Here is a 13,733-nt window from a genome sequence, read left to right on the forward strand (position 1 = left end):
GTCAAAGCGAGAAGATCTTCCCGGGGTTCATGATGTTCTTCGGGTCGAGCGCGCGCTTGATGGTGCGCATCATGTCGACCGCGCCCACGCCGGCCTCGTCGACCAGGAAGCCCATCTTGTGCAGCCCGATGCCGTGCTCGCCGCTGCAGGTGCCTTCCAGCGCGATGGCGCGCGACACCAGGGCGTGGTTGAGCACCTCGGCCTTGGCGCGCTCCTCGGCGTCGTCGGGGTCGATCAGGTAGCCGAAGTGGAAGTTGCCGTCGCCCACGTGGCCGACGAGGAAGTAGGGGATGCCGCTGGCGTCGGCCTCGGCCACCGATTCGAGCAGGCAGTCGGCCAGCCGCGAGATCGGCACGCAGGTGTCGGTCGAGATGGCGCGGCAGCCCGGGCGTGACTGGATCGCCGCGAAATAGGCGTTGTGCCGCGCCGTCCACAGGCGCGTGCGCTCTTCCGGGGTGGTGGCCCATTCGAAGGCGTTGCCGCCGTGGCCGCTCGCCAGCTCCTGCACCGTCTCGGCCTGCTCCTTCACGCCGGCGGGCGAGCCGTGGAATTCCATCAGCAGCAGCGGCTCTTCGCGCAGGCCGAGCTTGGCGTAGGCGTTGACCATGCGCACGGTGTTCACGTCGATCAGCTCCACGCGTGCGATCGGCACGCCCAGCTGGATGGTTTCGATGGTGGTGCGCACGGCCGCTTCGATGCTCGGGAAGGAGCAGATCGCGGCCGACACGGCCTCCGGCAGCGGGTAGATGCGCAGCGTGATCTCGGTGATGACGCCCAGCGTGCCTTCGCTGCCCACCATCAGCCGCGTGAGGTCGTAGCCGGCCGAGGACTTGCGCGCCCGTGTGCCGGTGCGGATCGTCTCGCCGCTGGCCGTCACCACCTCGAGGCCCAGCACGTTCTCGCGCATGGTGCCGTAGCGCACCGCGTTCGTGCCGCTGGCGCGCGTGGCCGCCATGCCGCCGATGGAGGCATCGGCACCGGGGTCGATGGGGAAGAACAGGCCGGTGCTCTTGATCTCGTCGTTGAGCTGCTTGCGCGTCACGCCGGGTTGCACCGTCACGGTGAGGTCGTCGTCGTTGATGGACAGCACGCGGTTCATGCGCGACAGGTCGATGCTGATGCCGCCCTGCACCGCCAGCAGGTGGCCTTCGAGCGACGAGCCGACGCCGAAGGGAATCACAGGAACGTCGTGGTCACTGGCCAGCTTGACCGCATCGGCCACGTCCTGCGTGCTCTCGGCGAAGACCACGGCGGCGGGCGGCGGCGCCTCGAAGGACGACTCGTCGCGGCCGTGCTGCGTGCGCACGGCCAGCGCGGTCGAGCAGCGCTCGGCGAAGCGGGCCTTGAGCGCGTCGAGCAGTGCGGCGGGCACTTCGCGCAGATGGAGTTCGGGCAGCAGTTGGCCTGCGGTGGTCGGCGCATTCATCGGTTGTCTCCTGAGGCGGTCTACCATTCTAAGAACCGCATCCACGAAAGTCTTCGCCATGGGCAATCGCCTCACCCAGATCGCCACCCGCACCGGGGACGACGGCACCACCGGCCTCGGTGACAACAGTCGCGTGCCCAAGGACCATCAACGGGTCCAGGCCATGGGCGACGTCGACGAGCTGAACTCGCACATCGGTTTGCTGCTGTGCGAGCCGATGCCTGCGCCGGTGCGCGAGCTGTTGGTCGACGTGCAGCACCAGCTCTTCAACCTCGGTGGCGAGCTGTCGATGCCGGGCTACACGCTGCTCAAGGCCGAGGCGCTGCTGCAACTCGACCAGGCCCTGGCCACGCACAACGCGACACTGCCGCGGCTGGCCGAATTCATCCTGCCCGCCGGCACGCGTGCGGCCTCAGAGGCGCACGTCTGCCGCACCGTGGCGCGCCGGGCCGAGCGTGCCGTGGTCGCGCTGGGTGCCGACGAGGCGCTCAACGACGCGCCGCGTCAGTACCTCAACCGCCTGAGCGATCTGCTCTTCGTGCTGGCACGGGTGCTCAACCGCGTGGACGGGGGCGATGATGTTTACTGGAAAAGCGAGCGTCTGACGCGCGCAGCGGCGGAGCAGACGCAGCATCCCGATACCGCATCGACCGATACCGATGCATGAAGCAAGGAGCCTTCGAATGACCCGAACCTATCTCTCCAAAGGCTGCGCGGCTGCAGCGCTCTGTATGGCGATGGCCCTGTCCTTCGCCGCCATGGCGCAGCACACCGACAGCCCGCCGCCGCGCAAAGGCACGGTCATGAACGGCGCGGAACGTGGCAGCCATGCAGCCGGCCGTGGCGTGACCCGCGCGGACAACGCCACGCGCCGCGGCGTGGCGAACGTGTCCGAACGCGCGAGCCGCCCGGTTCGCAATGTTGGCGAGTCGATCGGCCGCAAGCTCCCCGGCGGCTCGCGTCACCCGGCACCGCCGCCGGTCGGCCCACAAAGCACCACGCCATCGCCGGGCTAGAGCGGCGCGCGGGCGAATGGCCCACGGATACCTGCGCTTACGGCCTTCACCCGATGCGCATCTGCGCTGTGGTGTGGCGACACATGCCGCACCCACACTGGAACCCTCATCCACGCAGAAGGAGTTTCAGATGAACAACAAATCCAGGGGCATGACCCTCGTCGCAGCCGCGCTCGCCCTGTGCATGGCGGGCGGCGCCTTCGCGCAGGATCGCCGGGGCGACGACCGCGGTCCCCGCGGCAACGACCAGCGCCATGAACAACACGATCGGCGCGACGACCGCCGCGATGCCCGCAATGACGCGCGTCACGACCGCCAGGACTTCCGCGATGGCCGCCAGGCCGATCGCCGCGGCTATCCGCAGCCGCATGCGGACTGGCGTCGCGGTGGACGCGTTCCGCAGGAATACCGTGGCCGCAACTATGTGGTCGAAGACTGGCGCGGCTATCGCCTGCAGCAGCCGCCGCGCGGCTACCAGTGGGTAGGCGTCGGCGGGGACTTCGTGCTGGCCGCCATCGCCACCGGCGTGATCGCGCAGATCATCTCGTCGCAATAAGCGCAGGCGAAGAAAAAGGCGCTGTCCGTGAGGGCAGCGCCTTTTTTCGTCGTCGACTCAGACGGCAGAGGGCGTGGTCAGCTGAGCGCACACGTTGCGCCCGGTGATGGTGAGGCGCAAGCCGCCCCCATGCCATTCCAGCCAGTTGAGGGCGACGAAGCCCTCGATGTCCTGATCGTCGATCAGGTCCGCTTGGCGATGGTTCAGCCGCTCGACGGTGAGCGGCAATGCCTGCCGCAATCGCTCGCGCAATGCAGCCGCTGCGGCTGCCTTCACTTCGATGCGCGTCTGCTGGGTCGATGCCATGGCGGATCCGTTTCGCAAGCTGAGGATGTCTTCCACTGTAACCTTTGATAGCTACAGTGGATTGGACTATTTACCCCGCCGTCAGCCGAAGCGCAAGGAGCGCAGGCCGACCGTGCGATCGATCACGATCACGACCGCCAGCGTGAGCAGGATGCTCACCGTCGACACCGCCGCTGCGGTCGGATCGAAATCCCAGCGCAGGTAGTCGAACAGCTGCAGCGGCAGCGTCGTCATGCCGATGCCCTTGAGCAGCAGCGACATGTTGAACAGGTCGAAGGAAATCACGAAGGCGAACAGCGCGCCGGTGATGATCCCCGACTTGATCAGCGGCAGCGTCACGCGCAGGAAGGCGCGCACCGGCGAGGCGCCCAGGCTGCGCGCCGCCTGCTCGAGCGATGCGTCCTGGTTGTAGAGCGTCGACGCCACGTTGGTGAACACGTAGGGCAGTGTCACCAGCACATGGCCGACGACGAGGCCGAACATGGTCTTGGTGCCGATGCCACTCGCATACAGGAAGAACAGCAGCGCGATGGCCGTCAGGATCTCCGGCAGCATGAGCGGCAGCATCAGCAGCATGCGCAGGCCCTCGCGAAAGCGCGTCGAATAGCGCACCACGTACAGCGCGCCGCTGACGCCGATCAGCGTGGAGCACACGGTGGCGATGGCCGCCACCTTCAACGACGTGCCGATGGCGCGCATGAAGGCTTCGTTGGCGAACAGCGTGCCGAACCAGCGCAGCGACATGCCCTGCGGCGGGAAGGTCAGGAACTCGCCGGCGTTGAGCGACATCAGCACGATGATCACGATCGGCAGCAGCAGGAACACGTACACCGCGCCGACGTAGGCCAGGCCCAGGCCGTCGGCCACGCGGCTGCCCATGGGGTTGCGCTTCACTGGATGCCTTTCGTGAAGAGGCCGCTGATGCGGGCGTAGACGAAGACCGCCGCCATGCCGCAGAAGGCCAGCACCAGCGCCTGCGCGGCGCCGACCGGCCACTGGAAATTGTCGATCAGGTTCTGTACCACCAGCACCGACATCGTCTTGACCTGCGCGCCGCCCAGCATCACCGGCGTGACGTACGCGCTCAGCGTCAGCACGAAGACCAGGATGGTGCCGGCCTGGATGCCCGGCCACGACAGCGGCAGGATGACCCGCCAGAACACCTTGAGCCGCGAAGCGCCCAGCGAGCGCGCGGCCTGCTCCAGCGTCGGGTCGATGGCCTGGATCACGCCCACCAGCGGCAGGATCATGAAGGGCAGGAACACGTGCACCAGCGCGATGGTCACGCCCAGGCGGTTGTTCATCAGCTGCAGGCCGGTCTCGATCAGGCCCATGTCGATCAATGCGCGATTGATCACGCCGTTGCCCGACAGCAGGATCAGCCAGCCGAAGCTGCGCACCACCACGCCGACGAGCAGCGGCGACAGCACCAGCACGTAGAGCAGGCTGCCCCAGCCCGACTTGGTTCGTGCCAGATGGAACGCGACGGGGTAGCCCAGCAGCAGGCAGATGGGCACCGTCGTGAGGCCGAGCAGCAGCGTGTCGGCCAGCACGCCCAGCACGTAGCCGTCGCCCAGTTGCGCCGCGTAGTTCGACAGCGTGAAGCCCTTGCCGTAGGGCGCGCCGACGGCGGGCGGGCGCAGGCTCATGCTCACGATGTTGAGGTAGGGCAGCACCAGGAAGACGCCGATCAGCACCAGCGCCGGCACGATCAGCCAGAAGGCGCGACGGCCCAGTGGCTGCGGGCGGCGCACGGTGGCGAGGGCAGGCGCCGTGGCCGTCATCGTCGCGCTCATGCGGCCGCGACGATCCAGGCATGGCCCGGATCGAAGGCGAAGGCGGCCGTCGCGCCGGCGTCCACGCGCTGGCTCGGTGCGGTCTGCACCAGCAGGCTCTGGCCACCGGCGCACTGCACCGTGTGCTCGACCGTGCTGCCCAGGAAGTAGGTGGCCTGCACGTTGCCCGTGTAGGGCCCGTCGTTCTGGAAGCGGATCGCCTCGGGGCGGATGGTCACGTGCACCGCCTGCCCGCTCGCGAGCGGTTGGTCGTAGCAGGCCGGCACGTCGCCGAGGGGTGTGCCGATGCGGTAGGTGGGGTAGGGCCCCGGAGCATCGGTCAGGCCTTCGACGCGACCTTCGATCAGGTTCGAGCGGCCGATGAAGCGCGCGACCTCGATGCTGCGCGGGCGCAGGTAGATCGCCTCGGGCACGTCGAACTGCAGCAGCCGGCCGCCGAGCATCACGGCCACGCGGTCGGACATCACCATCGCCTCGGCCTGGTCGTGCGTGACGTAGAGCGTGGTGATGCCCACGCGCTTTTGCAGCTCGCGAATGAACACGCGCATGTCCTCGCGCAGCACCGCGTCGAGGTTGGCCAGCGGCTCGTCGAGCAGCAGCAGGCGCGGCTCGATGACGAGCGCTCGCGCCAGCGCCACGCGCTGCTGCTGACCGCCCGAGAGCTGGCGCGGGTAACGCTCGGCCATGGCGGTGAGCTGCACCATCGCCAGCACGGCGTCGATGCGGCGCTTGCATTCCACCTTGCCCACGCCGCGCATTTCCAGCCCGAAGGCCAGGTTGCGTGCGACGGTGAGGTGCGGGAACAGCGCGTAGTTCTGGAACACCATGCCGATGTCGCGCTTCTCGGGTGGCAGGTCGGTGATGTCCTCGTCGTTCAGCCGCACGCGGCCCTGGTCGGGAAACTCGAAGCCCGCCACGCAACGCAGCGTGGTGGTCTTGCCGCAGCCGCTGGGCCCCAGCAGCGAGATGAACTCGCCCTCGACCGTGTTCAGGTCGAGGTGCTGGATGGCCGGCGTGGCGCTGCCGGCGAAGGTCTTGCGCAGGCCGTCGAGCGACACGCGCGTGGTGCGTCGCCCGAGGGCGGGCGACGCGTCGGTCGCCACGCTCACTTCATCTCCCGGTTCCAGCGGTCGGTGATCGCTGCGACCTGCGGATTGACCTTGCTCCAGTCGAACTGGAAGATCTTCTTCATGCCCTCTCCAGACACCGGCACGTCTTTGGCGAGCGCCGCGTCGAGTTTGGACTTCGTGTTGGTCGGCGATGTGAAGAACTCCTTGGCCATCATCTCCTGCACATCGGGGCGCAGGATGAAGTCGAGGTACTTGTAGGCCTCTTCCTTGGCGGGTGCGTTCTTCAGCACGTTGAAGGACTGCTCGAAGGCCAGCACGCCTTCGGTGGGCACCACCATCTCGACCGGCACGCCCTTCTTCTGCAGCGCGACGATCTCGGGGAAGTCGATGACCGCCACCGTGACGTCGCCGCGCGTGAGCATGGTCGACAGCGTGCCGCTCCAGTCGGCCTGCGTGAAGGGCAACAGCTTCTTGATCTCGACGAAGGCGCGGTCGATCGCGTCCTGCGAGCCGCCGTAGAGCTTGGCCGTCATCAGGAGGAACAGCATCGCGGCCGTGTTGCCGATCTGGTAGAGACCGATCTTGCCCTTGAATTCGGGGTTGCTCCACAGGTCGCTCCACGACTTGGGCGGCGTCTTCACCAGGTCCTTGCGGTAGCCGATGCCGATGGTCGACACGATGCCGCGCACGCCGTTGTCGCCCGGATTGCGCAGGAACGGGTAGGCGTTGGCCAGGTTCGGCACCTTGGCCGCGGGAATGGCCTCGAAGTAGCCTTCGGCGCGCACCATGCTCGCGATGTTCTCGTTGAGCATGAGGATGCTGTAGGGCGGCTTCTCGATGCCCGCCGCGCGCAGGTTGGCGACGAAGTTCTTGCCCAGGCCCACGTCGAGCGTGGTCTCGACGCCGGCGGACTTCTGGAACATCGGCATCAGGTCGGAACGCCAGAACTTCTCCCAGCGGCCGCCGTAGGTGTTGACGACCAGGTTCTGCGCGGCGGCCGAGATGCCGGGGATGGCCAGCGCCGACATGCCCGCGGCTGCGGCCATGGCCTGGAGGTAGTCGCGGCGGGAAAAGTTTTTCATGGGTGTCCTTGAAGAAGAAAAAGGAAAAAGAGGAACAGAGGGGGCGTGAGGAAAGGGCGTCAGGCCGAGGCCTTCGACGTGTCTCGCCGGTAGTCGTAGTTCTTGTTGAGCCGCTCCATCAGGTACTCGCCGTAGGGCACTGGTGGATAGAGGGGCGGGTGCTCGGCGTCGGTGCAGGTCGGCAGGCATTCGATCAGCGCATCCATCGACGGGTCGAGGAAGTAGGGCAGCGAATAGCGGTCGCCGCCCGAGCGGTTGATGACACGGTGCGGCGTCGACACGAAGCGGCCGTTGGTCCAGCGCGCCAGCATGTCGCCGACGTTGAGCACGTAGGTGTTGGCGATGGGCGGTGCTTCGATCCAGTCGCCGCCACGCGGGCGCACCTGCAGGCCGCCCGAGTCGTCCTGCGCCAGCAGCGTGATGATCCCGTAGTCGGTGTGCGGCGCCGAGCCCATCTGGTCGTCGGCCAGCGGCGGCTGCGGCGGGTAGTGCAGCGCGCGCAGGAAGGTGGTCGGGTGGTCGAAGTGATGGTCGAGCGCGGTGGCCGGCAGGCCGAGGCTGATCGCGATCAACCGCACGATGTAGCGGCCCAGCACGTCGACCTCGCGCACGTACTGTTCCATCGCCGGCTTGAAGTCGGGCAGCCACGTCGGCCACTGGTTCGGGCCCTGCATCGGCAGCCCGGCGAGCAGGCCGGGGTCGTCCGGCGGCAGCTCGTGCATCAGCATCAACGACTCGCTCATGTTGGGCTTGGTGACCTTGGCGACGGACGAGGTGACGATGGTCGACGTGGCCATGCCCATGTAGCCGCGGTGCGCCGCGTTGATGGCGAGCGACTGCTTGCGTTCGAGCGGTGATTCGTGGAAGCGCCTTGACGCCGCGAAGGCCGCGGTGCGCGTGGCGGGCGACACGGTGTGGCCGCCGATGTAGGCGAAGCCGAGGGTGCTCAGCGCGTCGTGCAGTTCGACGGCACTGGCCTGCGCCGCGGCGCTCTGCGGGTCGACGTTGCCGCCGAGATCGATGAGGGGAATGGACGTCAGCATCGGGTCGTTCAGGTGGAAGAAGGGGAGGGCCGCGAGGCGCCGCGCCACTGGGTCAGCAGGTCCTGCGATTCCATGACGAGGCCCAGGTGCAGCGACACCATCGTGAGCGCCGCGGCTTCCAGCTGCGGGTCGGTGCCGCGCACCAGGTCGCGCAGCACGATCACGCGGTAGTTGTGGTTGTTGGCGTCGAAGGCGGTGTTGAGCACGCAGCAGTCGGTGAAGCCGCCATCCAGCACCACGGTCGTGATGCGCTGGTTGCGCAAGAGGAAGTCGAGGTCGGTCGGGTAGAAGGCCGAGAGCCGCCGCTTGTTCTCCACGCGCATGTCGCCGGGCTCGACGCGTGTGACCCACTCGGTCCACGGCGAGCCCTCGATCGCATGCGCATCGGCGTTCGGGATGGGGCCGACATGCAGCGGGAAGGTGCGGCGCCAGGCCGACGGGATGCCGCGGATGTCGTCCACGCCATCGGGCCGCAGCGTCGACTTCACGTGCACGATGCGACCGCCGAGCGCGCGCACTTCGTCGTGGAATGCGTCGATGGGCGCCACGATGTCGCGCGCGCGCGGGGCCGGGCAAGGGCACTCGGGCGAGTCGTCCAGGTGGCCGCGGTGCATGTCGATGGAGATCACCGCGGTGGTGGTCGGGTCGAGGTAGTCGGCGAACTGGCTCGGGTCCAGCTCGCGTTCTTCTTCGTAGACGAATGCGCGCACTATCTTCTCTCCTCTCGCACATAGGGTTGACCCAGCGCGCCGGGTTCGTCATGGCCATTGCTGCCGCCACGGCCCCCGACCGCCACCCACACCATCACGGCCAGCGTGATCGCATAGGGCGTCATCAGCACGAAGTACTGCGGCAACTGCACGCCGGCCGCAGCGAGCTGGGGGATCAAGGCTTCGACGCAGCCGAACAGCACCGCGCCGGCCAGCGCCTTCCACGGCGACCAGCGCGCGAAGATCACCAGGCCGACCGCGATCCAGCCGCGGCCGCCGGTCATGCCGGCGATCCACAGCTTGGTACTCACCACCGAGATGTAGGCACCTGCGAGGCCGACCAGCGCCGAGCCCGCGAGCACCGCCGCAAAGCGCCAGGCCGTCACGCTGATGCCGGCCGCGTCGGCGGCCTGCGGGTTCTCGCCGACCGCACGCAGGCGCAGGCCCGCGGTGGTGCGCGTGAGGACCCACACCACCGCGACGAAGATCGGCAGCGTGAGGTACACGACGATGTTCTGGTTGAACAGCCGGCCCACCAAAGGCAGGGCGGACAGCGGCCACAGCGCGATGGCGCCGATGCTGCTGACCGCCACGTTCGTCCAGCCGAACAGCGTGCCCGCGAGGCTGGTGAGCCCCTGGCAGAAGAAGACCAGTGCAAGCCCCGCGATGACCTGATTCACGCGCAGCAGGATCGTCATCACCGCGAACAGCACCGACACCGCACTGGCCGCGAACATCGCGAGGACCAGCGACACGCCCGGTTGCCCGAAGGCGATCTGCGCGCCGATGCCGGCCAGCGCGCCGACCAGCATCAACCCTTCGGCGCCCAGCGACAGCACGCCCGAGCGCTCGCACACGATCAGCCCCAGCGCGGCCAGCGCGTAGGGCACGGCGAAGTCGGGGGCGTTGCCCAGCCAGTTGGTGGCGATCGCGAAGGCGTCCATGGCTTCAGGTCTTGCTCGCCACGGCGCGGAGGCGGTGGCGGATGAAGAAGTCCGACGACGCGACGCAGATCACGACGATGGCCTGGATCAGCTGCACCATCGAGAACGGGATTTGGTAGAAGACCTGCAGGTTGCGCCCGGCCACGAAGAGCGCCGCGACCAGCACCGCCACCACCGTGGCGGCCAGCGGGTTGTTGCGCGCCAGGAAGGCGATCAGGATGCCCGAGAAGCCGTAGCCCGCGAAGAAGCCCTGCGTGAGCCGGCCTTCCTGCCCCGCGACGACGACGAAGCCCGCGATGCCCGACAGCGCGCCCGACAGCAACACGGCCGCCAGGATCATGCGGCGCACCGGCACGCCCACCGCATCGGCCATGCGCGGGTTGGCGTCGACGAAGCGCAGGTACAGGCCAGCGCGGCTGATGCCGACGAACCACCACGCGAGCAACGCGACGACGAGGGCCAGGCCGATGGCCGCCGTGCTCACGTTGCCGAACCACTCGGGCAGCCGCTCGAAGGCGCGGAACTGCGGCGAGTAGGGGAAGGCGTCCTTCGGGTCCTTCCACGCGCCGTACACCAGGTGCAGCAGGAAGTTGCTGGCGATGTAGTTGAGCATCAGCGACGAGATGATCTCGTTGACGGCCAGCTTCAGCTTGAGCAGCGCGGGTGCCAGGGCCCACAGCAGGCCGAGCGCCATCGCCATCACGAGCATCAGCGGCAGGCGCAGTGCGGCGGGGCCCACATCGAAGAACGAGATGGCCGTCGCACCGATCGCGCCCCAGATCATCTGGCCTTCGAGCCCGAGGTTCCAGAAGCGCGCGCGAAAGGCCATCGACGCCGCGATGCCCACGAGGATCATCGGCGCGGCCTGGAACAGCACCGCCTGCAGGCTCTGCATGTCGAACAGCGTCTGCAGCACGAACTCGTTGAGCAGCTCGTGGGCCGGCACGCCGGCTGCCACGAGGATCGCGGCGGAGACGCCCATGCCGATGGCCAGCGACACGCCGAGGATCAGCGCCTGCGTGTGCCATGCCATCTGCTGGCGCAGTTCGAGCGCGAAGCGGCGGCTGGCAAGCGGTCGCTTTGCCCTCGCGGGCACGGTGGAGGAAACCGTCACCGCAGCCTCAGCCATGGTCCGTCATCGCCTGGCCGACCGCCTGGCGGTCCGCGGGTTGATCGAACTCGGCCACGATGCGGCCGCGCGTCATCACGCCGACGCGGTCGGCCAGCGCCAGCACCTCGTCGAGGTCTTCGCTGATCAGCAGCACGGCCGCGCCCGCGTCGCGCGCGGCCAGCAGGCGCGCGTGCACCTCGGCACCCGCGCGCACGTCGAGCCCGCGGCTCGGGCTGTGCGCCAGCACGATGCGCGGCGCGCGGCCGAACTCTCGCGCCAGCACCAGCTTCTGCGCGTTGCCGCCCGAGAGCAGTGCGGCTTTCTGGCCGAGGCTGCGCACGCCCTGCACATCGAACTGTTCGACCGCGGCCTGTGCATCGGCTTCGAGCGTGCGCGTGTCGAGCCGCCAGGGCGACCCGTAGCGGCCCGCGTGCACCTGGCCGATGCCGAAGTTCTCGGCCACGGTCAGCGCGCCGGCCAGCGCGAGGCCGTAGCGATCGGCCGGGATGGCGGCGAACTGCAGGCTGCGCCGCTGTGCGTTCGACAGGCGCTTCAGGTCACCGACATCCTGCAGCGTGATGTCGCCCTCGACTGCGTCGTCCAGGCCCATCAGCGCAGCGGCCAGCTCGCCCTGGCCGTTGCCGCCGACGCCGGCCAGCCCGTAGATTTCGCCGGCCTTCAGCTGCAGGTCGACGCCGTCGAGCGCGGGCCTTCCGCGAGCCGCTGCACTGCGCAGCCCGCGCACCGTGAGCCGCGGCGCACCGGCGGTGATGCCATCGCGGCGTCGCTGCGGCGCCGCGACCGAATCGCCGACGGTGAGCTGCACCAGGTCGGCGACGGCCACCTGCTTCGGGTCGACCGTCTTCACCGTGCGGCCGCCGCGCATCACGGTCACGCGGTCGGCCCAGGTCTTCACGTCGGTCATCTTGTGCGTGACCAGCACCACCGCCGCGCCGCTGCGCGCGAGCGCCTGCACGGTCGACAGCAGGCGCTCGGCTTCTGCATCGGTCAGCACGGCGGTCGGTTCGTCGAGGATCAGGATGCGCGCGCCCGCCAGCAGCACCTTGAGGATTTCCACGCGCTGCTGCTCGGCGATCGACAGGTGCGCGACGCGCTGCCGCGGGTCGATGTCGAAGCCCAGCTCGGCGGCCTTGGCGCGGATCTGTGCTTCCAGCTGGCCGAGCCGCTTGCGATGGCTGCCTTCGCCCGACGCCAAAGGATGGCCCAGCAGGATGTTCTCGGCCACGGTGAACGGCTTCACCAGCTTGAAGTGCTGGTGCACCATGCCGATGCGATGCCGTGCCGCATCGCGCGGGCCGCCCAGTTGCACCGGGTTGTCGTCGACCCACATCCGGCCGGCCTCGGGGGCGTAGAGGCCGGCCGCAATGTTCATCAGCGACGACTTGCCCGCGCCGTTCTCGCCCAGCAGTGCATGCACTTCCCCCCAGCGCGCGTCGAAGTCCGCGTCGGTCAGCGCCTGGAAGCCGTCGAAGGACTTGCCGATGCCGGTGAGTTGAAGGGCGGTTGCCATGCCGAGTGCCAGGGCCTTACTTCTGCGTCACCACGCCCTTGACGTACCAGTCCATCTTCCAGAGGTCGGCGTCCGACAGCACGGCGCCGGCGGCGACGCGTTCCTTGCCGTCGCGGTCCTTCAGCGGCCCGGCGTAGATCTGCTTGCCCTTCATCAAGGCGTCGCGCTCGGCCGTGATGAGCGCGGCCTTGTCCTTGGGCACGCCTGCGCCGAAGCCGGCGATGTCGGTGCCGCCGTCCTTCATCGCGATGAAGGCGCCGTAGGGCGCCGGCTTCCAGCCGCCGGCCATGATCTTCTTCAGCTCGGGCGTCAAGAACTTGTCCCACACCCACACCGACGAACACAGCGTGGCCTTGGGCGCGAACTGGCGCAGGTCGCGGTGGTGGCCGGTGCCGTACACGCCGCGCTCCTGCGCGACGATCTGCGGCGTGGGCGAATCGACGTGCTGGCCGATCACGTCGGCGCCCTGGTCGATCAATGCCATCGCGGCGGCGCGCTCCTTCACCGGGTCGTTCCAGGCGCCGGTATAGATCACGTTGACCGTGGCGTTCGGGTTGATCTTCTGCGCCCCGAGCGCGAAGGCGTTGACCGTCCAGTTCACCACGCCGAAGGGGTTGGCCGCGACGAAGCCGAGCTTGCCGCTTTTCGATGCCGCGCCGGCCGCCATGCCGCACAGGTACTGACTCTCGTAGGTGCGGCCGTAGAACGATTCCAGGTTGGTGCCGTTGGTGGTGCCCGAGCCGTTGAGGAAGGCCACGTCGGGGTACTTGGCGGCCAGTTCCTTGAAGGCGTCGGAGTAGCCGAAGGCGGTGCCGATCACGATGTTGGCGCCGCGCGAGATGAAGCGCTCGGCCGCCGGCTTGATGGCCGAGGCGTCTTCCGGCACGTTCTCGACGAACTGGATCTTCTTGCCGATGGCGGCCTCGACTTTCAGCCGCGCCTCGTCGAAGGCCTGCGTCCAGCCGCCGTCGTTCTTCGGGCCGAAATAGATCATCGCGATCTTCGGCTCGCCCTTGAGGGTGAAGCCGTCGGCAGCCACGGCGGCCCCCGGCAGCGCTGCACATGCCACCAGCGCCGCAACGGCGCAAGAAATCGATCGACGCAACATCACTCTGACCTTTCAGGCTTGGGAAAAGGGGATC

At 68.3% G+C, this 13,733-nt stretch carries 15 protein-coding genes; 3 read left to right on the plus strand and 12 right to left on the minus strand.

Translation table 11 applies throughout. The features are described 5' to 3' along the window. Position 1 precedes the first annotated feature (1 nt). Complete coding sequence (locus tag ACSFA2_RS18265) at positions 2-1,426, minus strand: FAD-binding oxidoreductase (protein WP_435456735.1); 1,425 nt, start codon at positions 1,424-1,426, stop codon at positions 2-4. A 58-nt stretch (positions 1,427-1,484) separates the two neighbouring features. Between ACSFA2_RS18265 and ACSFA2_RS18270 the strand changes: the two genes are divergently transcribed. The 3 genes from ACSFA2_RS18270 (at position 1,485) to ACSFA2_RS18280 (ending at position 2,998) form a co-directional block, all read left to right on the plus strand. Then, on the plus strand, positions 1,485-2,093 hold the full coding sequence (locus ACSFA2_RS18270; RefSeq protein WP_435456736.1) for a cob(I)yrinic acid a,c-diamide adenosyltransferase: 609 nt from the start codon (positions 1,485-1,487) through the stop codon (positions 2,091-2,093). A 16-nt stretch (positions 2,094-2,109) separates the two neighbouring features. Further along, the gene (locus tag ACSFA2_RS18275) at positions 2,110-2,442 is read left to right on the plus strand and encodes a hypothetical protein (RefSeq protein WP_435456737.1); all 333 of its coding nucleotides are present in this window, start codon (positions 2,110-2,112) and stop codon (positions 2,440-2,442) included. Positions 2,443-2,572: 130 nt separating this feature from the next. Beyond that, positions 2,573-2,998, plus strand: a complete 426-nt coding sequence (locus tag ACSFA2_RS18280) for an RcnB family protein (protein WP_435456738.1) — start codon at positions 2,573-2,575, stop codon at positions 2,996-2,998. A 57-nt stretch (positions 2,999-3,055) separates the two neighbouring features. Here ACSFA2_RS18280 and ACSFA2_RS18285 read toward each other — a convergent pair whose 3' ends face one another. From ACSFA2_RS18285 to ACSFA2_RS18335, 11 genes are all read right to left on the minus strand, one after another. Beyond that, complete coding sequence (locus tag ACSFA2_RS18285; RefSeq protein ID WP_262077655.1) at positions 3,056-3,304, minus strand: hypothetical protein; 249 nt, start codon at positions 3,302-3,304, stop codon at positions 3,056-3,058. A gap of 81 nt (positions 3,305-3,385) precedes the next feature. Continuing rightward, complete coding sequence (locus ACSFA2_RS18290) at positions 3,386-4,198, minus strand: ABC transporter permease (protein WP_435456739.1); 813 nt, start codon at positions 4,196-4,198, stop codon at positions 3,386-3,388. Further along, positions 4,195-5,100 (minus strand): ABC transporter permease, encoded by a 906-nt coding sequence (locus tag ACSFA2_RS18295; RefSeq protein ID WP_435456740.1) that lies wholly within the window; start codon positions 5,098-5,100, stop codon positions 4,195-4,197. Before ACSFA2_RS18295 ends, ACSFA2_RS18290 begins: the two co-directional genes overlap by 4 nt. Continuing rightward, positions 5,097-6,209, minus strand: a complete 1,113-nt coding sequence (locus tag ACSFA2_RS18300; RefSeq protein ID WP_435456741.1) for an ABC transporter ATP-binding protein — start codon at positions 6,207-6,209, stop codon at positions 5,097-5,099. Before ACSFA2_RS18300 ends, ACSFA2_RS18295 begins: the two co-directional genes overlap by 4 nt. Next, positions 6,206-7,252 carry an ABC transporter substrate-binding protein gene (locus ACSFA2_RS18305; protein WP_435456742.1) on the minus strand — a complete coding sequence of 349 codons (1,047 nt, stop codon included), beginning with the start codon at positions 7,250-7,252 and terminating at the stop codon, positions 6,206-6,208. Before ACSFA2_RS18305 ends, ACSFA2_RS18300 begins: the two co-directional genes overlap by 4 nt. Before the next feature lie 59 nt (positions 7,253-7,311). Further along, on the minus strand, positions 7,312-8,343 hold the full coding sequence (locus tag ACSFA2_RS18310) for an isopenicillin N synthase family dioxygenase (RefSeq protein WP_435456743.1): 1,032 nt from the start codon (positions 8,341-8,343) through the stop codon (positions 7,312-7,314). Further along, entirely contained in the window at positions 8,304-9,005 is a 702-nt protein-coding gene (locus ACSFA2_RS18315; protein ID WP_435456744.1) for a cysteine hydrolase family protein, read from the minus strand. Before ACSFA2_RS18315 ends, ACSFA2_RS18310 begins: the two co-directional genes overlap by 40 nt. Next, on the minus strand, positions 9,005-9,949 hold the full coding sequence (locus tag ACSFA2_RS18320; protein ID WP_435456745.1) for an ABC transporter permease: 945 nt from the start codon (positions 9,947-9,949) through the stop codon (positions 9,005-9,007). The genes ACSFA2_RS18315 and ACSFA2_RS18320 overlap by 1 nt, the downstream gene beginning before the upstream one ends. Positions 9,950-9,953: 4 nt before the next feature. Further along, positions 9,954-11,063 (minus strand): ABC transporter permease, encoded by a 1,110-nt coding sequence (locus ACSFA2_RS18325; protein WP_435456746.1) that lies wholly within the window; start codon positions 11,061-11,063, stop codon positions 9,954-9,956. Between the two features lie 7 nt (positions 11,064-11,070). Then, positions 11,071-12,591: an ABC transporter ATP-binding protein gene (locus ACSFA2_RS18330; protein ID WP_435456747.1), complete on the minus strand. Its 1,521-nt coding sequence runs from the start codon at positions 12,589-12,591 to the stop codon at positions 11,071-11,073. A gap of 16 nt (positions 12,592-12,607) precedes the next feature. Then, entirely contained in the window at positions 12,608-13,699 is a 1,092-nt protein-coding gene (locus tag ACSFA2_RS18335; protein WP_435456748.1) for a BMP family ABC transporter substrate-binding protein, read from the minus strand. Between the last annotated feature and the right edge of the window lie 34 nt (positions 13,700-13,733).

Source organism: Variovorax cryoconiti, from assembly GCF_051216395.1.
Taxonomy (GTDB): Bacteria; Pseudomonadota; Gammaproteobacteria; order Burkholderiales; family Burkholderiaceae_C; genus Variovorax.